This is a genomic window from Sphingomonas sp. BK345, assembly GCF_014193845.1.
In the GTDB taxonomy this organism is placed as follows: Bacteria; Pseudomonadota; Alphaproteobacteria; order Sphingomonadales; family Sphingomonadaceae; genus Sphingomonas.
Genome location: NZ_JACHZX010000001.1, coordinates 411,986 through 431,213, shown reverse-complemented (window position 1 = coordinate 431,213; position 19,228 = coordinate 411,986). Strand labels below are relative to the sequence as shown.

General features: G+C 67.7%; 16 protein-coding genes and 1 pseudogene. 3 read left to right on the top strand and 14 right to left on the bottom strand.

The genetic code is table 11. From position 1 onward, the window contains the following. The first annotated feature begins 335 nt into the window (after positions 1-335). Positions 336-2,033: a diguanylate cyclase gene (locus FHY03_RS21280; protein WP_183921337.1), complete on the top strand. Its 1,698-nt coding sequence runs from the start codon at positions 336-338 to the stop codon at positions 2,031-2,033. 379 nt (positions 2,034-2,412) lie between these two features. Here the strand turns inward: FHY03_RS21280 and FHY03_RS01865 are convergent, their stop codons facing one another. After that, positions 2,413-3,258: an oxidoreductase gene (locus FHY03_RS01865; RefSeq protein ID WP_183928410.1), complete on the bottom strand. Its 846-nt coding sequence runs from the start codon at positions 3,256-3,258 to the stop codon at positions 2,413-2,415. A gap of 49 nt (positions 3,259-3,307) precedes the next feature. Here FHY03_RS01865 and FHY03_RS01860 point away from each other — a divergent pair, with 49 nt between their 5' ends. Beyond that, positions 3,308-3,928, top strand: coding sequence for a TetR/AcrR family transcriptional regulator (locus FHY03_RS01860; RefSeq protein ID WP_183928408.1), 621 nt, complete (start codon positions 3,308-3,310; stop codon positions 3,926-3,928). Positions 3,929-3,956: 28 nt separating this feature from the next. Here FHY03_RS01860 and FHY03_RS01855 read toward each other — a convergent pair whose 3' ends face one another. The 8 genes and pseudogenes from FHY03_RS01855 to FHY03_RS01820 form a co-directional block, all read right to left on the bottom strand. Beyond that, on the bottom strand, positions 3,957-4,880 hold the full coding sequence (locus tag FHY03_RS01855) for an alpha/beta hydrolase (protein WP_311721281.1): 924 nt from the start codon (positions 4,878-4,880) through the stop codon (positions 3,957-3,959). A gap of 159 nt (positions 4,881-5,039) precedes the next feature. After that, positions 5,040-6,332 carry a retropepsin-like aspartic protease gene (locus tag FHY03_RS01850; RefSeq protein ID WP_183928404.1) on the bottom strand — a complete coding sequence of 431 codons (1,293 nt, stop codon included), beginning with the start codon at positions 6,330-6,332 and terminating at the stop codon, positions 5,040-5,042. Positions 6,333-6,348: 16 nt separating this feature from the next. Further along, positions 6,349-8,034, bottom strand: coding sequence for an esterase family protein (locus FHY03_RS01845; protein ID WP_183928402.1), 1,686 nt, complete (start codon positions 8,032-8,034; stop codon positions 6,349-6,351). After that, positions 8,031-8,757, bottom strand: a pseudogene (locus tag FHY03_RS01840) (aspartate/glutamate racemase family protein). The gene FHY03_RS01845 and the pseudogene FHY03_RS01840 overlap by 4 nt, the downstream one beginning before the upstream one ends. Then, on the bottom strand, positions 8,757-10,139 hold the full coding sequence (locus tag FHY03_RS01835; RefSeq protein WP_183928399.1) for an FAD-containing oxidoreductase: 1,383 nt from the start codon (positions 10,137-10,139) through the stop codon (positions 8,757-8,759). The pseudogene FHY03_RS01840 and the gene FHY03_RS01835 overlap by 1 nt, the downstream one beginning before the upstream one ends. A 120-nt stretch (positions 10,140-10,259) precedes the next feature. Beyond that, a complete protein-coding gene (locus FHY03_RS01830) occupies positions 10,260-10,841 on the bottom strand; it encodes a DUF308 domain-containing protein (protein WP_183928397.1) in 582 nt (193 codons plus the stop codon). A gap of 105 nt (positions 10,842-10,946) precedes the next feature. Then, positions 10,947-11,588 carry an NrsF family protein gene (locus FHY03_RS01825; RefSeq protein WP_183928395.1) on the bottom strand — a complete coding sequence of 214 codons (642 nt, stop codon included), beginning with the start codon at positions 11,586-11,588 and terminating at the stop codon, positions 10,947-10,949. Next, positions 11,578-12,081 carry a sigma-70 family RNA polymerase sigma factor gene (locus FHY03_RS01820; protein ID WP_260158685.1) on the bottom strand — a complete coding sequence of 168 codons (504 nt, stop codon included), beginning with the start codon at positions 12,079-12,081 and terminating at the stop codon, positions 11,578-11,580. The genes FHY03_RS01825 and FHY03_RS01820 overlap by 11 nt, the downstream gene beginning before the upstream one ends. Before the next feature lie 310 nt (positions 12,082-12,391). Here FHY03_RS01820 and FHY03_RS01815 point away from each other — a divergent pair, with 310 nt between their 5' ends. Further along, positions 12,392-13,252 (top strand): LysR family transcriptional regulator, encoded by an 861-nt coding sequence (locus FHY03_RS01815; protein WP_183928391.1) that lies wholly within the window; start codon positions 12,392-12,394, stop codon positions 13,250-13,252. Between the two features lie 32 nt (positions 13,253-13,284). Here FHY03_RS01815 and FHY03_RS01810 read toward each other — a convergent pair whose 3' ends face one another. The 5 genes from FHY03_RS01810 to FHY03_RS01790 all read right to left on the bottom strand — a co-directional run bounded on the left by FHY03_RS01810 (position 13,285) and on the right by FHY03_RS01790 (position 19,152). Beyond that, complete coding sequence (locus tag FHY03_RS01810; protein WP_183928389.1) at positions 13,285-13,815, bottom strand: VOC family protein; 531 nt, start codon at positions 13,813-13,815, stop codon at positions 13,285-13,287. A 50-nt stretch (positions 13,816-13,865) separates the two neighbouring features. Continuing rightward, positions 13,866-14,714 carry an alpha/beta fold hydrolase gene (locus tag FHY03_RS01805; RefSeq protein ID WP_183928387.1) on the bottom strand — a complete coding sequence of 283 codons (849 nt, stop codon included), beginning with the start codon at positions 14,712-14,714 and terminating at the stop codon, positions 13,866-13,868. Between the two features lie 50 nt (positions 14,715-14,764). After that, a complete protein-coding gene (locus FHY03_RS01800; protein WP_183928385.1) occupies positions 14,765-15,589 on the bottom strand; it encodes an oxidoreductase in 825 nt (274 codons plus the stop codon). A 603-nt stretch (positions 15,590-16,192) separates the two neighbouring features. Beyond that, complete coding sequence (locus tag FHY03_RS01795; protein ID WP_311721280.1) at positions 16,193-18,541, bottom strand: EAL domain-containing protein; 2,349 nt, start codon at positions 18,539-18,541, stop codon at positions 16,193-16,195. 5 nt (positions 18,542-18,546) lie between these two features. Beyond that, positions 18,547-19,152, bottom strand: coding sequence for a methylamine utilization protein (locus FHY03_RS01790; protein WP_183928383.1), 606 nt, complete (start codon positions 19,150-19,152; stop codon positions 18,547-18,549). Between the last annotated feature and the right edge of the window lie 76 nt (positions 19,153-19,228).

Below are 19,228 nucleotides of genomic sequence, written 5' to 3'. Positions count from 1 at the left end.
CGGCTACGCTCGAGGATCGGCGAATGCGGGCGAGTCTTCGTCTTCTTGAGGATCACGGCCGGTTCTGGCGGAGGTCGGCGGTCGCCGCGCTTCTTCCCCTGACCTGCGTTCTTGGCCTGGGAGAGGCGCGGGCCGGATGCATGCGCGCGCCGACGCCTGGGCTGCAGACGCTGGCGGATGACGCGGGGCGCGACCCACCCGCGCTCCTTCTCTCCACCAGAGGCGATCCGCTGCGAACGGACGGCGATCTCGCTTGGGGCTGGCGCATGGCAGCGCGGGCGGAGGCGTACGACACCCTGTCCCAGCCTGCCAGGGCGAGGAGTACCGTCCGACAGGTGATCGACGGCGTATCGTCCGTCGACCTGCAGCTTCGCGTCGAGCTGCTGACCCGCGCCGCGATGAACGGGTTGAAGATCGAGCAAGTCGATCGCGAGGCCTCTTCGCTTATATCCGCCCTTGATCGTAAGGCTCCCGACATCGTGTCGATCGCCTGTCTCCAGATCGCTCGCGGAGAGGCTCGGCGCCTATCGGGCGCCCCGGAGCGGGCAGTGTCTCTCCTCGCCTCGGCCTACCGGCTCACAAAGCGGCCGGGCCGCGAGCTGCCGCACCTGATAGCAACCGAGAAGTTGGCCAGGGTCTTGAACGCGGCGGGCGACCATCTTCAGGCGATCGCTCTCATCGAGGAGGTGATCGCCTGGGATAGGACGCATGACCGGAAGGTCGCGCTGGCCAACGATCTGTACTTCAGGGGCCTGTTCAATCTCACTCGGGGTGCGTACGCGACTGCGCTCGCCGACTTCGATCGATCAAGGGTGCGGTCCCCCCGGACGAGCGATCCGGTCGGCTCCGCCTACATCGATCTCCAGACCTGCGCCGCGTTGATCGAGCTCCGCCGTCTGCCGGCCGCGGAACCGCTCTGCCGTCAAGCCCAGGCCGTCTTTGACGCGTCGAATGAGCCGGCCAGCGCGCAGGCGCAGCTTCTCAGGGCCAAGATGGAGTGGATGTCGGGACGGTACGCCCGCGCGCTCGAACTGCTCGACCATCTGCTCGAGGACGCGGACCGGCTCTCCTCCTTCGCCTCGGCGCCGCAGGCCTATCGGCTTCGCGCGGACGTGAACCGAGCCATGGGCAGGACGGAAGGCGCCTATCGGGACCTGGAACGTTCCGTACGTCTGGACGAGCGAAGGTCCGCCTACGAGCGGTCGAGGCAGACCGCTGTGCTGCGCGCGAGCTTCGAGGCCGACAGGTCGGCAGCGCGCACGGAGGAACTGGCCCGTAGCCTCCGCTTCTCACGTGAACGCGAGAGCGAGCAGGCGCAGCGCTATCGGCAACTCGCCTGGTCGGCGGCAGCGGGCCTCGTCATGCTGGGAACGATGCTCGTCATGGGCGTCAGCCACAGGCGTAAGCTGTCGCGCGCCGCAGATACAGATCCGCTTACCGGCTTGCTGAACCGCCGATGCCTCACCGGTCGCGAGCGAGGCTTGCTGCATCGGGAGGGGTTCGGCGCCGCTTCCACCGTGGCTCTGCTCGATGTGGACCACTTCAAGGCCATAAACGACAGGTACGGGCACAATGTCGGCGACGAGGTGCTCAAGCACTTCGCCGCGCTGCTAGCCTCGAGCGCCGGCCAGGATGACGTTGTCGCACGGTGGGGAGGCGAGGAGTTCGTCATGGTTTTCCGGCACCGGTCTGCAGCCCACGCGCTGGAAGTTCTCGAGGGAATCCGCAGCAGGCTCCCTGAGCAGGTCGAGACCAAGGTGTCGGGGATGCAGGTGCGCTTCAGCGCCGGCCTCACGTCGTCGGCCGACGGAGAGCCGCTTCATACGGTCATCGCGAGGGCGGATCGGGCGCTGTACCGGGCCAAGGAGCTGGGACGAGACAGGTTCGAGATCGACGACGTGACCGCACCGACGCTGCCGGAGGCCCTGTCAGCGCAAGTCGGCCTCACTCTGGTTAGTCCGAGTGCCGAGGAGGCGAACGAGACGGACACGCGCGTGCGCAGATCCGCGTGGCCCGGCCGGCTCAACGGCTAAACGTTCCCAGCGTCTGCAATGCGCGGCTTCGAGCCGCGGGTCGGACTATGGGTCAGCGAGCACGAGAACAAGGGGAGCGGACGGCATGACGGCGGAACAGCTGGCGTTGATTGCCTCTGTCGTGAGTCGAGCGCCCGAGGGATGCGTCGGGATCTGTGTTCCACCAACCCTGCCTTGAGGCAGAGGGCTGAGGACGCGCTTGCCGCAACGGTCGCCGCCGCAACCCGAGTTGGTGATTGAGGGAGAGGGTACGGCTGCCCTGGGTGTCAGCTTAGGCGCCGCATCGACATGAACGAATGGCGAGAGTTGGGAAGCAATCAGAACCTTCGGAATGACCGTTGTTGGGTCCATACACCTCGCCGCATACTCCTCATCTCCGCTACGAAGAAAACGCTGTTGATCGGGACAGCGGCTCCCAGCGTGCGATCTCTTCTCGCATGCCGTCGATTTTCTTGCCGACAAGCTGGAGAGCATCGTCGCCGAGAAAGAGCCGTGTGGGAGGTGTCTCCGCATCTATCAGTGTGAGCAGCGCCTGTGCCGCTCTCGTAGGATCGCCGGGTTGATGACCGCTCTTCGCCTCTCTTGCGGCGCGGACCGGGTCGATGACATCGTCGTAATCGCCGATGCTGCGGGGGGTGCGCTCCATCGAACGGCCCGCCCAGTCTGTGCGGAACTGCCCCGGTGCTAGCGAGGTGACGCGGATGCCAAGATCGGCGACCTCTTTGCCAAGTGCCTCGGAGATGCCTTCGAGCGCGAACTTGCTGCCGCAGTAGAAGCTGATCCCGGGCATGGTGATGAAGCCGCCCATGGAGGTGACGTTGACGATGTGACCGCGGCGGCGCTGACGCATGCCCGGCAAGACCGCCTTCATCATCGCGACGGGGCCGTATACGTTGGCAGCGAACTGGCGATGAAGCTCGTCGATCGACGATTCCTCGAGTGCGCCTTCGTGGCCATAACCGGCGTTGTTGACGAGCACGTCGATGTGGCCGACCCGCGCGATGGCCGCGGCTACCGCATCCGGGATGCGCGCATAGTCGGTCACGTCGAGAAGGAGCGGGTGAGCCCGCCCGGCATCCTGCGCGGCGAACGTGTCGGCGTCGTCCTGCTTGCGCACCGTTCCGATGACGCGATGGCCGGCGGCGAGAGCACCGGCGGCAAAGGCGCGGCCAAGACCGGAACTGACGCCGGTGATGAGGAAGGTTTTTGGAACCTCGTGGGGCATGAGCTATCTCCTATGATGGCAATCAAGTGTATCATGATATAGTTAGCTGATGACCGACGACAAGCCAGGCAAGATCAGCAGGGGCGAACCTGTACGTCAGCGCGTGCTCGATGCGGCGGAGAGGCTGCTGCGCGATGGTCGCGCGACCTATTCTATGCGCGACCTCGCAACCGAAGCCGGGGTCAGCTTCGTCACGCCGTTCAATCAGTTCGGCGGCAAGGCCGCGATCATGCACGCTCTGTCCGCACGCCGCATTGACGCGATGATCGCACGGTTCGAAGCGGCGCCGGCGCCGCGCGATCTCATGGCGCGGGTGCGATTGGCGGTCGAGCTGGCGGTGGCGGTGATGCTCGAGCAGCCGGAGGTCAATCGTGCGGTGATGAGCTGGATCGGTACGGCCGGACCATCCCCGGGGCAGGTGCTGGCGCATTCGACCGCCTTGTGGGCGCTGGCGACACAGGTTGAGGAGGCGCCGAGCTCAGGCGACCGGAGTCGGGACGTGGCGGAACTGTCGGTCCAACTCGCGCTCGGCTTCCGCGGCGTTTTGTCGTTCTGGACCGCGGGTGAGATCGCCGACGAGGAGCTCGCCTTGGCCGCGCAGGCGATCGCTGCGACGCTCGTGGCAGGCTTCAGCGACCCGCAACATGGCGGCAATCGACGCAAACAGTGACTTTTCTTCGGCAGCGCAGGCGGACGAATTAGATGCGCGAGAGCCGATCGTGCACGAAGCGGGTGACCTCGCGCGCGGCGTCTCGATCCTCGGGCGTTCCGCCGAAGCCACCGTGCGGCATCGCCTCGAACACGTGGAGCTCGGCGGGCACCTGCGCGGCGAGCAGCCGGCGGTCCATGCGCACCGTGTTCGACAGGAACAGGTCGCGCGTACCGGTCAGAAGCAGCGTGGGCGGGAAGCCGGTGAGGTCGCCGAACAGCGAGGAGAGATAGGGATGGGCCAGGTCGACGCCGCCGGCATACAGAAGGTTATTCGCCATCAGCGAACCCGGCAGCATGACATCGACCCCGGCGTTGACGGCGAAGCTGTCGCCGCTCTCCGTCAGGTCGACCTCGGGCGACAGCAGCACCAGCGCGGCGGGCATCGACAGGCCTTCGTCCCTCGCGCGCAACAGCATCGCGGCCGCCAGATTGCCCCCCGCCGAGCGACCTCCGACGAAGATACGACGGGCAGGGTGACGCTCCTGCGCCGCGCGATAGACCGCCAAACAGTCGTCGAGCGCCGCCGGATAGCGATGCTCGGGTGGCAGGCGATAGTCGATGCTCCACACCGTCACGCCGAGCTGATCGGCCTGCACGCGCGCGCCGTGGCGACAGGCATCGCCCCCACCGAAGACCAGGGCGCCGCCGTGTAGCTCCAAATAGACCGCGTCGCTCGCGATCACATCCGCTGGCGTGGCGACGTGGACCAGTGCACCCTCGAACCGGGTCGTCGCCACGATCGCTCCGGGCATGTCGGATGCGGCTGCGAGCAGGCGCGCGTAATTGGCGTCCACCGCCGCTTTGACCTTCTCCCAACCCGCGACGTCGTCGTGCGCCGGCAGCTCGAACAACCCGTTGAGCGGCACGCCGTCCGTCCCGATGAGCTGCTCCAGCGCGGCGCGAGCCTCCACGCTGATCGAGGTTGGAGTCGGTATCGTCCGTGCCGCCAGCCGGAGCGATCGCTCATCCGTTATCATCTGCCGTTCCAGTCCCGTTTCGCCTGCGCCCGGCAGCATCAGGCCCGTGTCGCCGTGTAAGCCATGAACCGCATCGAATCGCGCGCGGTCTCGTCAACCATCCGCCCGGCAGGTGCCTGCTTTCGGCGGCTCGTCGCCGAGCAGGAGCCGCATCGAGCGGAAGTCGAAGGTGTAGCTACACCTCGCCGACAGTCCCGATTGTCCGAGATTGCCGAGGATCGGGGACGCTCTGTCTCCGTCGAGCGCGACGGACACGCCATGTTCCGCGATTCTCGCGGCCCCGACGCCGATCGTCAACTCGGGCTCGACCGCGGCGTCGGCATCGCTGCCGCCGCCCAGTCCCAGGGTGGTAGCGCGCTGCCTCGACCAGAGCGGTGCGCGATCGGTGAGGCGTGCGGCGTAGCTCGCGTAGAGCGTGGTCCGGTTCGCCCCCGTGTCGATGTTCATCAGCCCTCTGCGCCCGGCGATCTCCACCTCGGCCAGCGGCGTCAGCGCGTTCATGAAGAGCGGTGCGCCCAAGCGAAGCGGCGGCGCGGCGCGGTCGATCGTCATGGTGCCCTCCCGTTCGATCCGGAAATGACCGAGCTGCGTTAATGCCGGCAAGCCGAGGACGGCGTCGATCCGATAGTCCGCGTGCGGTGCCCGAATCCGCAGCGCTGCATCGGGAACGACAATCGCCACCACGTTCCGAAGGATCACGCCGCCGACCGGGAGTTCGTCGATCACGGCGAGCCGCACGGTCACCGCATGGCCGGTCGACCCGGCGACATGGTAGCCGGCGTCACGGACCTCCAGTCGCAGGCGACGCGCGGCGGTCTCGGACACGACCGAGAGATTCGCGCCCGTGTCGATCAACCACGGGAGCGTGACATTACGCACGGTCAGATCGACGGTTCGGGTGCCTAGTACATTGAGGTAGGTGCGCAGCATCGCGGTCCGGCGTCCCGTCACCGACGGCCTGGGCAGGTCACGCAACACCGCCGCGTTCGCGAGTTGATCGCGGAGGTCCGACAGCCTGTTCGGATCAATGCGCTCTCTTCGCGTGCCGAGCCAGCGCGCCAACAGGGCATGGTGCTTTCCGTACTCACCGAGACGCAGGTAGGTATCGAGCAGCGTCTCGAACACTGGTTCGGCACGACGCGATCCGTTCCGCTCCAGCGCGGTCAGGCACGGCGGGAGCAGCTTCGCCGCCGTTTCGAGCTGGTTGGCACGGCTGGCGATGATGCCCTCCGCGGCGCAGCGGTCGGCGCCCGCCGGCATCGTCGCGGCGAGCGAGCGCGCTTCCGCCATGTCCCATCGTGCGAGGGCGGCATCCACCGGCAGCACAGCGGGAGCCGGCGAGGGCGCCGCAGCCGCAGGCGCGGCAGCCACCGCGAGCGTCAGCATCGCACGAAACGTCATCTCATGATGCCCTGTCGGGTTGGGTGGCCGGACGCGCCGGCGTGGCGGCAGGGACCTTTCCATAGCCTCCGTCCCACGTCTCGCCTGGCCTGGCCGCGGCATACATGGCGCGGGTCATCTCCTCCCACAGCGCGTTGCGGTCGCCGGCGCTGGCGTAGAGTTCCGCCATGCTGTGGGTCGCGCCGGGCACGAAGCGGATGTTGGCGCGGTCGCCGAGCCGGCGCAGCGCGGCGTCGAGCCGGTGAACCGGGCCGTCGAGGTAATAGGAATCGGCGTCCCCGACGATGACATGGAGCTTGCCACCGAGCTGCCCGCGCTGGCGAGGCCACTCGGCCTGGAGCTTGCGCACGATATCATAATGCTCGCGCCAGTAAGCGGCCACGGCAAAGTCGACGGCGCCGGTCGCGCGATCGAACAAAGGGGCGGGGTTGCCGTCCGAACGTCGGGGCGAGAACACCCACTCGAACGAGTGGAGCTGCCCACCCTCGCGACCGAGAACGCGCTCCAGCAGGGCGGCACCCTCGATCGTGTCGAGAACCTCGCCATGGTCGCGCTCGAGCGGACGCTGCGCTCCGTCGCTTGCACGATACATATTCGCGTCGCGGGCGTAGAGATCGACACCGATGAAGTCGTGGAAGTCGACAGGGTCCGGCGCGGTTGCCCAGCTGCCACCGAACACTCGCGGGTAACGCACCATCGCCCATAGCGCGAACCAGCCGCCCGAGCTGTGACCCGTCAGAAAGCGACCGGACGGCCGCGCGTCCATTCGATAACGTGTCTCGAGTGCGGGGATGACATCGCGCACCAGCGCCTCGCCCCATGGGCCGTTGCTGGCGCTGTCCGCGAACTCGGTCGTGCCCGTCGCGGTGACGTGGTCGAGCGCGACCCAGATCATCGGCGGGATCGCGCCGGTCTCCATCAGATGCCACATCCGCGACAGCTGCTGGCCGCCGAGCTTGTGCCGGACGCCGAACCCGCCCGCCGTAAAGACCGTCGGATAGGTTCGGCGCGATGCGGGATCATAGCCGGGCGGGGTCAGCACCCACGCCGCCACGGCCTGGCGCTCTCCGCGGAAGCGCGTCAGCGCGCGGGAGGCGATCCGCTCGTCGTGAAGGTGCGGACGCGACGCAGTGATCTGCGCGGCCGCTGCGGGAGGCAGGCCGGCGGTGTCGAACTGGTCGGTCGCCGGCGGCACGGCGTGGTCGAGCTGCAGTGTCGGGGGCGACGCGAGCGGGAGACGCACGGTCACGACCTCGGACAGGAGATCGCCGGGTGCCCGGCCCGCGAAGTTATAGTCGCCGTCGCGGTCGAGCACCGCCTGCACGTGGTAGCTGCCGGGTGCCAGCGAGGCGAGGCTCGCCGGGAAGGCGTCTGTGGCCCCGTCGATCGTCACCGAGCGCCCCGGCTCGGACCCCGCCACGTCGCGACCGGCCACCCAGACGTGTCGGCCACGCTCCAAGTCGACCGCGTCGCCGCCGCGTGCGTCCGCGCCGCTCGCCGGCGTGGCGAACACCAGCAGCCGCCCGCGCGCGTCCGCGGCGAGGTCGGGGCGGAGCGTCACGATCAGGCGCGGCGCCGGCTCGGCCGCGCCGATGAGGAGCGCGGCCGACGCCGACGCGAGCAGCAAGCGGGTCACGCTGGCCGCGCCGGGCTGCCGCGCCGCGGCGGTAGCAGTGGCTTGGCTCATCCGACCCTCCCCCGCGCTTCGTTGTCGCTCTCGACCGACAACGCGCGGTCGAGCGCGGCGACCACATGGAGCGCGGTGGTGTCGAAGATCGGCACGGGGCTGTCGTCCTGCCCCACCAGCATCATGATCTCGGTGCAGCCGAGGATCACCGCCTCGGCGCCGAACGCGACGAGCCGAGCGATAACCGCTCGGTAAGCCTCGCGCGAGGCGGGCTCGACCCGCCCGGCGACAAGTTCGTCGTAGATGATCCGGTGCACGGTCGCGCGATCCGCCGCCTCGGGCACGATTACCTCCAGACCGAAGGCGTCGCGCAGCCGCCCCTTGTAGAAGTCCTGCTCAATCGTGAAGGCGGTGCCGAGCAGGCCGACCGTCCGCAGACCAGCGGCGACAATCCGCTCCGCGGTGGCGTCGGCGATGTGGACCAGGGGGACGCCGACCGCCCCCTGCACCTCCGGCGCCATCCGGTGCATGGTGTTGGTGCAGATCAGCAGCATCCGCGCCGGCCGCCTCTAGCCGCCGGGCGGCGTCCACCATCCGCGCGCTGAGACCGTCCCAATCGCCGGCGTGTTGCAGCGCCTCGATCTCCGCGAAGTCGAACGACCACAAGAGGCAGCGAGCCGAGGCGGTCGGACCCAGGCGTGCGCGGGCGCCCTCGTTGAGCAGGCGGTAATAGGTCGCCGAGCTCTCCCAGCTCATGCCACCGATCAGGCCAATCATGCGCATCACGCCGCTCCGTTCCAGGGTTCGAGGTCGAGCAACAGCGTCGGGATCAGCTCCGACACGGTGGGGTGGATCGGCACCGCCCAGCGAAGCTGCTCGATCGGCTGGTCGGCGTTCATCATGTCGAGCACGCCGTGGATCGCCTCGTCGCCGCCGGTGCCGAGGATCGCCGCGCCGAGCACGCGACGCGTCTCCGCGTCGACGACGATCTTCATGAAGCCCTGCGTCTCGCCCTTCTCGACCGCACGGCCGACGCGCGTCATCGGCCGCGTCGCGCGCAGCAGCGGCCTGCCGGTCGCGAGTGCCTGCGCGTCGGTCAGGCCGACGCGGGCGAGCGGGGGATCGATATAGAGTGCATAGCCGGGCAGACGCTGGCTGACGCGCCGCTCCTCGCCATCGAGCAGGTTGGCCGCGACGATCTCGAAATCATTGTACGCCGTGTGGGTAAAGGCGCCGCGCCCGTTGCAGTCACCGAGCGCCCAGATGCCGGAAGTGCTGGTCTCGAGGTGGTCGTCGACGATGATGTAACCGCGCCGGTCGACCTCGACGCCGGCTGCCTCGAGCCCGAGATCGTACGTGTTCGGCCTCCGGCCCACGGCCATCAGCACGTGGCTGGCGCGCAGCGGCGACGCGTCGGTGGCACAGTCGACGCGCACCGCGACCTCATCACCCCGGCGTTCGAAGCCGATGCAGTCTGCGCCGGTCAGCACGGTAATGCCCTCGGCCTCGAAGATCGCGCGCACCGCCGCGGAGACGTCCTCGTCCTCGCGCGCGATCAGCCGGTCCATGCGCTCGACGATCGTCACCGCCGCGCCGAAGCGGCGGTACATCTGCGCGAACTCCAGCCCGATATAGCTGCCGCCGATCACCACCAGGTGGCGCGGCAGCGTGTCAAGCGTGACCATGCCGGTGTTTGTCAGGAACGGGACGTCGTCGATACCCGGCAGGTCCGGGACGGCCGCGCGACCGCCGACGTTGATGAAGATGCGCGGCGCGGTCAGCCGCTCGCCCGCCACGGCGACGACAATGGCGGACTCGAAGCGGGCGTGGCCGCGGATCAGCTCGACGCCGGTCAGTCCGGAGAGCCACGCCTCGTTGCCGCGGCGGCCGGTCTGGATGACGGCGTCGGCGCGCGCGGCCACCGCGCCCATGTCGACGGTGACGGAGGTGGCGGTGAAGCCATAGTCCGCCCCGCGTCGCGCGGTATGGAGCGCGTAGGCACTGGCCACCAGCGTCTTGGTCGGCCGGCAGCCGGTGTTGACGCAGGTGCCGCCGACCCGATGTCGCTCGATGATGGCGACGGTCTGGCCCGCGGCGCTGAGCCTGGCGGCGAGCGCCGGCCCGGCCTGGCCGGCACCGATGATGATGGCGTCGAAGCTCCGCATGCTAGGCGTACCTTGATCGTGTGAGGCGCTGGGCCTTGTGGCAGAGGTGGTGGGCCCGCACGAGACGGGCACGCGCGCGACCAAGCGAGGCTAAGGCGCACGTCATGGTGGCGAGGCCGCTCAGGTGGCGGCAACCTTGGCGCGGCGGCGTGCGGTGCTGATCGTCAGCGAGACGGCCGAGACGAGGAAGTAGAAGGCGCCGAACGCGGCATAGGGCGCGATGTCGGCGATGCCGACCGCGGCGGGCCCGGCGGCCTTGCTCAGCATGTGTGCACCCGCGAGACCGGACTGCGCGCCGCTCAGGATCATCGCCCATTGCGCGCCATAGGTCTTCCAGCGTCGCACGCCGGTGGCGAGCTGGAACAGACCGGACAGGACGGCCCAGACGCCGAAGACCTGCAGGACCGCGTGCGGCCCGCGCGGGAGGGTCGCGCCGACCGCCACCGCGGTCATCGCGCTCACCGCGAAGTTGAGCATCTGGCTCTTGTTGCGCGCGAGCCCGCCGCTGCGCGCGGCGTCGAGATAGTTCGCCAGCGCGTCCCAGGCCGGGTAGGCGACGAGCATCGCGGCGGCGAGCGCGGGCCTCGTGCCGGCGATCGTGAAGGCCAGCGCGACCCAGGCGGCAGCCACCGCGAAGCGGAGGTAATAATAGGCCCTGAGCCAGCTCAGGTCGGGCGCTTTCGTGTCAGCATTGATCGTCATGGCAGGTTCCTTTCGGGGTGAGGGCGCGCGTCGTCGCTCCCGGCGAACTGGGTCGGGCGGCGGCGGTTGGGTCGATCGCGGCCAGGCTGGCCGCGGCACATCAGGTCAGAGGCGGAGGCGTCGCGGCAGGCACCATCGCGCCGTGGCGGTCACGGCGCCGCAGCCGATGCTGTACCAGACCACCGCGTAGAGCGGGTCGTTGAAGGGGCAGCAGAAGGCGAAGACGAAGGCGCCGCAGGTGCCGGCGGCAAGCCCGGCGGCGAGCGCACTGCGCCGCGGCTGGGTCGGTGCGGCGCGTCGCATCAGCGCGCCGAGCAACGCCATAACCGGCAGCGAGAGCACGACGATCGACGTGGCGCACACGATCCCGCTCGCCGGGTCGATACGGTCGAGCAGCGCGCGGTGCGCCGCGCCCGAAGGGGTGACGAACACGCCCGCGACGATCGCCGCGGCCGCCAGCCCGCCGGCGAAGATCAGGCCCGGTCGCGTCCGCGCCGCCGGCGAGAAGGAGCGGATCGCCACCGCGCAGGCCGTCACGGCGAGGAGCGCGAGGCTTCCCACCCGCCACATCAGATAGGGCGAGTCCGCCGTGTGACGCATGTCCGGCCGCATCGCGCCCATCGCCAGGAACAGCGCCAGCTCCATCCCGCACAGCGCGATGAGGAGCGCGCCCTCGCGCATGAGGCTGCGGCGCTGGACAGGCGCGAGGCCGGACGAGAGCGCGGCGATCAGGGCGTCATTCGACATCGGTGGTCTTCTCGATCAAAGCCGTGAGCCGGGCGAGGCCACGGTGGATGTTCATCTTCACGGCCGAGGGCGACAGGCCGATCCGCGACGAGGCCTCCTCGACGCTATATCCGTGCACCTTCACCAGCAGGATCGCCTGTGCCTGCGCCGGGCGCAGCGCCTCGAGCAGGGTGGCGAGCACGGAGCTGCTGACCACCGCCGCCTCATGGTCGCCGATCGCGACCTCCTCGGACAGCTCATCGTCCGGTCGCCGTGCCAGGCTCCGCAGCTGGTCGACCCATTTGTTCTTGGCGATCGCCGCGAGCCACGGTCCGAACGGGTAGCGCGGATCGTAGGTGTGGCGGCGGCGATGCACCGCCATCAGCGTCTCCTGGACGGCGTCGTCCACCTCGCCGGCGGGCAGCCGCCGGGTGAAATAGCGCGTCAGCCATGCCGACGTCTCCGCGAGCAGCCGGCGGTACGCGCCGCCATGTCCGTCCTGGGCGGCGGCCATCAGCTTGCCCCACTCGTCCGGCGCGGGCGGCGCCGGACGGTCACGGCTGACCCGCGCGGCGTCGGGCGACGACCGGGGGATCAGTCTCGAGAGAAGCTCGCGTCGCATGGTCTGTTATTCGCTCGCCGGGCGATCTCGGTCACGCGCCTCGATCCTTTCTTTTGCCGAGCGGTCGATCGAGCGGCGCTGCCCGCTCCTCGTCCGCGCCGCGGCGGGGCGCGCGCGCATCGGCGGGTTGAACTGAAAGGCCGCGGACGCTCGTATAGGAGAAGGTCGCGCGCGGTCGCGCGGGTATAGTGGAAGGACCGAGATGGAGTGGAGCGACGTCCGCATCTTCCTGGCCGTGATGCGGTCGGGCACGCTGGGCGGCGCGGCCCGCGCGCTGCGCCTCAGCCATCCCACCGTCGGGCGCCGCCTCCGCGCGCTTGAGGAGGCGACCGGTCAGATCCTGTTCCAGCGGACCGCCGACGGCCTCGTGCTGACCGAGGAGGGAAGCGCCATCGTGGCGCTGGCGGAGCAGATGGAGGAAGGCGCGCTGGCGCTCGAGCGACGGCTTGCCGGGCAGGAGCAGGCGCTCCGCGGCGCGCTGCGCATCGCCTCGGCCGACTGGTTCGGCGCCTATGTGCTCCCCGCGATCGTCGCCGACTACACGAGCGCCTATCCCGGTGTCGAAGTCGAGATCCTCACCGGCACGCGCCTGTTCAGTCTCGCGCAGCGTGAATCGGACATCGCCTTCCGCATCGTTCCCTTCGAAACCTCGGATATCGTGCAGCGACGGCTCGCCCGCTTGAACTACGGCATTTACGTCGCGGCGGGGGCGCCCGAGCCCGTATTCGGTGACGGCACGGGCTTTCGTCTGATCACCCACGACACCTCCACCGGGCATTTCCCCGATATCGACTGGCTCGAGGCGAGCTTCCCCCTTGCGGCGCCAGTCGTGCGATCGAACAACAGGAACGTGCAGGCGCATCTGTGCCGCCAGGGCGTCGGCATCGCCGTGCTCCCTCGTGCGGTCGGCGACCAGGTGCCGGGACTGCGGCGTCTCGACCTGCCGGCCGAGCCGCCCAGCCGCGACATCTGGATGGGCTACCATCGCGATCTCAAGCATCTGCAGCGCCTGCGCGCCTTCATCCAAACCGTCGAGACGCATCTTCGAGCGGTGTTGCCGTGATCCGACGATGGCGCGGGCATCTTCGTGACTGCTCAGTCGTCGTCCTGCCACCGGCGCAGGTCGGTCTGGTCGTGGTAGGGCATCCGATCCGGCGTGGTGATGAACTCGACCGTGGTGCCCCAGGGCGCCCGGCAGTAGCACACCTTGTTGCCGGTGCCGCGCTCGGTCGCATAAGGGATGGCGCGCGGCGCGGTCAGCGGCGTGCCGCCGGCCCGCTTGAAGCGCGCGACCGCCGCGTCGATGTCGTTGGTGTACAGCGCGAAGTGGGTGATGCCGAAGTCGCTCGCCCGCACCGGCGCTGCCTGCTCGGGACCGTGCATCTCGAACAATTCGATATCGGGTCCGGTGCCGATCTTCACCATCGCTTGCGCGCGCACGACCGTCCCGGGAATGGCGTCGACCGCACGTTCGAAATCGGGCCCTTGCCGCGGCGGATCCTGCGGACCGAACGACTGGTAGATGAGCTGTCCGTCGAACGCCTCCGACAGGAAGGACAGAGCGGCGGCGAGATCGGGCACCGTCATGCCAATGTGGTTGATGCCGCGGGTGACAGGATCGGTCATGGTCATTGTCCTCTGCATCAGAGTGGATGGGAAAAGGAGCGGGGCGCGCTTCAACCGCGGGCGACGAACTCGATCAGCGCGGCGGCGACCGCGTCCGGCCGTTCGTCGGCGACATAGTGACTGCACTGCGCGATCGCGCCGCCGCTCACCGTCTCGGCGAATTCCTCCAGCATCGGCACCATCTGAGCGCCGAAGCGCGCGTCGCCACCGAGCCCCAGCACGGGAATGGCAAGCGGCCGCTGCTTGTACGTGAGCGCGGCGGCATGATCGGCGGCGAGGGCGCGGTACCATTCCAGGCCGCCGCGCAGCCGGCCGGGCAGCGCCATGGCGCGCGCGTAGACCGCCACGTCGCCGGGGTCGAAGCGGCTGTGGTCGTAGAAGCGCTCGGCCATGAAGGCGGCGATATAGTCGTATTCACGTCCCTGTATCAGCCGCTCAGGCAGGTCGCGGTTCATGTGGAAGCCGAAGTGCCACAGCCGCGCGACCGTCGCCTGCCACTGGCTCCAGCCGGGCAGCGGCACGTCGAGTACGGCCAGATGGGTGACGGCGTCGCGGTGGAGCGCGGCCTGTGCCAGCGCGACCATGCCGCCGATGTCATGGCCGCACACGGCATATTGTTCATGGCCGAGCGCGACCATCGTTGCATGCGCGTCGCGCGCCATGGTCGCTTTGTCATAGCCGCCCTGCGGACAGTCGGAGAAGCCTGCGCCGCGCAGGTCGATCGCCACGACGCTGAACCGCTCGGCGAGGAGCGGCATTACCTTATGCCACTCCCACCAGGTCTCCGGCCAACCGTGGAGCAGGAGGATCGGCGGCCCGGCGCCACCCGTCACCGCGTTGATGCTGATGCCGTTCGCTGTCACCGGTCGCTGGGTGAAGCCGGTCAGAGCCGCGATCATCGCTCGTTCTCCCGTGTGGTGGTGAAGGCTGGAAAGCGCGCGAGCGGCGCTCAGCACGCGGCGAAGTCGGTGGCGAGCGTGAGGTCGCGCCAAGCGTCCAAGTCGCGGCGGAAGGCTGCCAGTTTGCGTTCGGCGATCGCGTGCGCGGCGCCGCCGAGCGGCAGGTGGAGCGGCGCGTCCTCGGCGTCGACCGCCGCCAGGATGACCGCGACCGCCTTGTCGGGATCGCCCGCCTGATGGCCGTCGTTGGTGTCGCGATAGTGGCGGCGCGAGCTCGCGGCATATTCCCGCATCTGCCGCGCCGTCATCGCGATGGAGCGTCCGAGAAAGTCGGTGCGGAAGGGGCCGGGTTCGACGATGAGCACGCGGATGCCGAAGGGCGCCAGCTCGTCGGCGAGCGCCTCGGAGATCCCTTCCACGGCGAATTTGGTGGCGTGATAATAGCCTCCGCCACCCCGGCCGGCGATGCCGGCGCCGGAGGACAGGTTGACGATGGTTCCACCCGAGCGGCGTAGGACGGGCAGGGCCGCCCTGATGGTCTCGATGAGGCCGAAGACGTTCACCTCGAACAGCGGGCGATACTCCTCGGGGGTACCTTCCTCGATCGCGCCGAACAGGGCGTAGCCGGCATTGTTCACGAGCACGTCGAAGCCGCCAAAGTTCTTCACCGCCTTTGCGACCGCCGCCTCGGCTGCGCGCCTGTCGGTCACGTCCAGCGGAAGCGTGATCAGCCGGCCCTCGAACGGCTCTGCCATCGCGGCGATGGTCCGGACGTCGCGCGCCGTCGCGATCACCTGATCGCCGCGCCGTGCGGCGGCGAGCGCGAGGCGATGGCCGAAACCGCTGGAACAGCCTGTGATGAGCCAGGTTCGCATAGCTTGTTCTCCGATGAGTGCTCAGGCGTAGAGGGATGGCTGTCTCGAGCCGCGGTGAGGTGATGATCGGATCTGTTTTTCGCTGCGCCGCCGAGATGGCAGTTGGCACGAGAGGTCAGGTGGGGAAGCAGCCAAGATCGGAGCCGCGGGTTCAATTGACGTAATGATCGAGTTATCGACAGGTGCACCAGGAAACGTCACTGAGCAGATTGCTTGTTTCATCGACGGGGCAGATGGGCCGATTGTCGATGGTCGACAACTTACAGGATTGAACGGTCTGCGTTCAGCCCTGTACAGCTGAAAAGCCTGAGCCGGCTTCTTATTCGATGTTTCCTTCGATCGGTTGGCCGGCTCCCAAGCGTACAACTACAAGTCGCGGATCTGCGATCTCCAGAGCATCACGATTGCGAGAAGCTGGTTGGAGAGAGAATGGATTGCGCGGTCCAAACTTGTGCGCCCCGCCAACGTAAACGAATGGCCAAAGTTGGGACGCCGAACATAGGGCGGGAATGTCTGGAGGTGGGTCAGCGCGATGAGAGTGGAGGTGACCGTCTTAGCCAACAAGCGTAAAGCCTGGCGAACAGGATTGGGGTGAGGCGACGCTCACATCCGAGTGGAAGGTGCCCAAGAGATGTCTGTTGGTTCAATCTGGAGGTTCGCCCCGTCCTCGGCCTTTGAAGCCATCAACGCGGTGATCTCGGTCACGCCGATCGGTTTGCTGAAGTAGTAGCCTTGAATATGGCTGCACCCTTGCGCGCGAAGGATATCCAGCTGACCGGCATTCTCAACTCCTTCGGCCGTCGTCTCCATCCCAAGCGCTTCTGCGAGCGTCGTGATCGATTTGATGATGGCGGTAGCTCCGTCGCTGTTCAGCAAATCGATGATAAAGCTGCGATCAATCTTGATTTTGTCGAACGGAAAGGAGCGCAGGTAGCTGAGGGAGGAATAGCCCGTGCCGAAATCGTCCAATGCCACCCGCACGCCGAGGTTCCGTAAGCTATGCAACGACGCCAGCGTCGTCTGAGGATTGTCGATGAACAGGCTCTCGGTGATCTCGAGCTCCAGCCTTTCAGGCGCGAGCCCGCTTTCCGCAAGCGCCTGAAGTATTACCGCGCTCAGCCCCGGATTGCGAAATTGTACCGGTGAGACGTTTACCGCGATACGGACGTGATCTGGCCAGTCGCAAGCGATCCTGCACGCCTCGCGAATCACCCATGCACCGATCGGGACGATCAAACCGGTGTCTTCAGCGAGCGGGATGAAGTCGGCCGGCGGGATCGTGCCACGTTCGGGATGTTGCCAGCGCAGCAGCGCCTCGAACGCGGAGATACGCCCCTCGGACAGGTTGAAGAGAGGCTGGAACATCAGGAATAAGTGACCGTGCTCAATCGCATCGTGAAGATCGAGCTCCATCTGTCGGCGTCGCTGTGCCTCCGCGTCCATCGCGGCCTCGAAAAAGCGAAACCCCCCGCGCCCCTCGTGCTTGGCGCGGTAGAGGGCGAGGTCCGCGTTTTTCGCCAACGTCATCGCATCTCCACCGTCCGGTCCGAAGATGGCAATCCCGACGCTGGTACCCGGCACGATTCGGTGCCCATTGACGACGCAGGGTGCAGACACGGCACGGATGAGCTCGTGCGCGAATCGAGCGTGAGAGAAGCGCAGGTCGTCGACGACCAGGGCGAATTCATCGCCACCGAGCCGCGCGACGAAGCCGTCACCCGCAACGTCGCAGAGGCGCCGAGCGATCTCGCAGAGCAACGCGTCGCCCGTCGGATGGCCCAGCGTATCGTTGACAACCTTGAAGTTGTCGAGATCGAGGCAGAAGAGCGCATGCTGCCGACCGACTGTGGGACGGAGCGACAGTGCACTAAGGCGTTCTCCCAGCAGTGCTCGGTTGGCTAGCCCGGTCAAGCCGTCGTGCAGCGCCATATGAGTGATTTGACGTTCGCGCTGGCCGATGTCATCGACCATGCGGTTGAAGCTTTCAGCCAGAGTGCCGAGCTCGTCTCGCGTGGTAACGGGCACTTGGGCGTATTCACCCTGAGCCACTCGGCGTGCCGCAGCGTCGAGCGTCGCGATCGGTCGAGTGATCCGTTTCGCGAGAAGCCAGCTGCCAAGCGCGGCCAAGGCAGTTCCGGCGACGCCGCAGGCGAACAGCAACCAAAGGATGGGAGCGTAATCACCCATCGCGCGGGTGACGCTATACTGCAACACCAGCATTTGCGGTCGGCCGCGCCCGAAGGTGGCGAGCGGCGTAGCCTGCAGCAGCATGTCTTGGCCGCTCACCCGCCTCTCCACAACGGCGCCGGAGCGCTCGCTCGGCGAGAGGTTGACGGCAGGCACAACCCGCGGCGACAGGTTTATGGCGGACAACCGCGAAAGGCGGGCCATCTCGCGTGTATCCAGCGCGTTGGCGAAGACGACCCAGCCTATCGTGACTGGCGCTTGGATTTCCGCGGCAGTGGCGTTGAAGTGCCGGTCCCCGATGGTCAGAATACCGCTGGTGCTGCCATCCTCCAGTGCGTCGCGCAGCGCCGTGGCTTCCCGTTGTGCCAACTTGCGGCGAAAGCCTATCACCCGCCCGGCGGTCGAGACGTAGACGGCCTCATCAAGCCGCAAGCGGGCACGCAGCGAGTCAAGCGCGGAGGCGATCGTCGGAGCGTCGCCGGTCGCTGCGGCCGTGCGAAAGCCAAAGTCTGCGGCGAGCACGCGGCCCGCATCGCCCAGCTGCGCGTATCGCATGGTGATAACGCGGTCGAACACAGCCGCGCCGCTCACCATCTCGCTTCGGATCATGCGTTCGGCATAGCCGCTGATACCTGCCTTCGCCGTGCCGAGCGTCGTCACGACGATGACGGCGATCAGCGTCGCGTAGAACAGCGTCAGCTTCGCCGATAACGAGCCGACGATGCGTCGCCGCACCGCGCGCACGATCTGGGGAACGATAAACACAGCGATCAGCGCAGACTAAGCCGCAGCTGGCGCGACACGTCGCCGATCGCTGAGACGGGCAGCGCGAAGCTAGCTTCGTTGTCCTTAGCCTTTAAGCGCGGATGCCACACGGTGAGCGTCGCTGCGCCCGCCGTCACCGAGGGAATGCTGACGTTGCCTGCGGCATCCGTCTTGCCGGCGAACGGCGTGTCAACGACCTTGATGAAGCCGCTCATCGTGTCGTGAATGTTGCACCCGAGCGCGACTGCCCCCGGTGCGGTGAAGGTGTAGCTGCGCGTCTCATCTCGGCCGAAGAGCTTCAGCTCGAAGCGGGCCGGCTTGGAGAAGCTGTAGACGTGATGGCGAACCTTGTCTTGGTTCGGAAAAGCGACGGTCGCGCCCACCGGCACTATCAGAACATGCGGGTTGAAAGTGATGTCCTTCTGCACCATCGCCATGCGCCAGGCGAAGCGGATCGGCTGGGTTGGTGGTCCTGCGGGCGGTCTTATGGTGACGACCGCATCCGAAACCGGCTGTCCGCCAGCATCGACGACGTGGACTGAGACGGTCGCCGCTTGGGCCTGCGCTGCCGTACAGGCGCTGGCACACGCGATCAGGGCAAATCTGCTCATGAGCGCCTTATGACAGCCAGTCGTCAAACATCGGTGAACGGCCATTCCGCAGCGCGACTGCTCGATCCGCGTAAGT

Coding starts and splice junctions, on each gene's coding strand:
- FHY03_RS01865 (WP_183928410.1), bottom strand. CDS start 3,258: ATGCCCCACGAGGTTCCAAAAACCTTCCTCATCACCGGCGTCAGTTCC.
- FHY03_RS01845 (WP_183928402.1), bottom strand. CDS start 8,034: ATGAGCCAAGCCACTGCTACCGCCGCGGCGCGGCAGCCCGGCGCGGCC.
- FHY03_RS01800 (WP_183928385.1), bottom strand. CDS start 15,589: ATGCGAACCTGGCTCATCACAGGCTGTTCCAGCGGTTTCGGCCATCGC.
- FHY03_RS01805 (WP_183928387.1), bottom strand. CDS start 14,714: ATGATCGCGGCTCTGACCGGCTTCACCCAGCGACCGGTGACAGCGAAC.
- FHY03_RS01860 (WP_183928408.1), top strand. CDS start 3,308: ATGACCGACGACAAGCCAGGCAAGATCAGCAGGGGCGAACCTGTACGT.
- FHY03_RS01820 (WP_260158685.1), bottom strand. CDS start 12,081: ATGGCCGCCGCCCAGGACGGACATGGCGGCGCGTACCGCCGGCTGCTC.
- FHY03_RS01830 (WP_183928397.1), bottom strand. CDS start 10,841: ATGACGATCAATGCTGACACGAAAGCGCCCGACCTGAGCTGGCTCAGG.
- FHY03_RS01810 (WP_183928389.1), bottom strand. CDS start 13,815: ATGACCGATCCTGTCACCCGCGGCATCAACCACATTGGCATGACGGTG.
- FHY03_RS01835 (WP_183928399.1), bottom strand. CDS start 10,139: ATGCGGAGCTTCGACGCCATCATCATCGGTGCCGGCCAGGCCGGGCCG.
- FHY03_RS01815 (WP_183928391.1), top strand. CDS start 12,392: ATGGAGTGGAGCGACGTCCGCATCTTCCTGGCCGTGATGCGGTCGGGC.
- FHY03_RS01850 (WP_183928404.1), bottom strand. CDS start 6,332: ATGCTGACGCTCGCGGTGGCTGCCGCGCCTGCGGCTGCGGCGCCCTCG.
- FHY03_RS01790 (WP_183928383.1), bottom strand. CDS start 19,152: ATGAGCAGATTTGCCCTGATCGCGTGTGCCAGCGCCTGTACGGCAGCG.
- FHY03_RS01825 (WP_183928395.1), bottom strand. CDS start 11,588: ATGTCGAATGACGCCCTGATCGCCGCGCTCTCGTCCGGCCTCGCGCCT.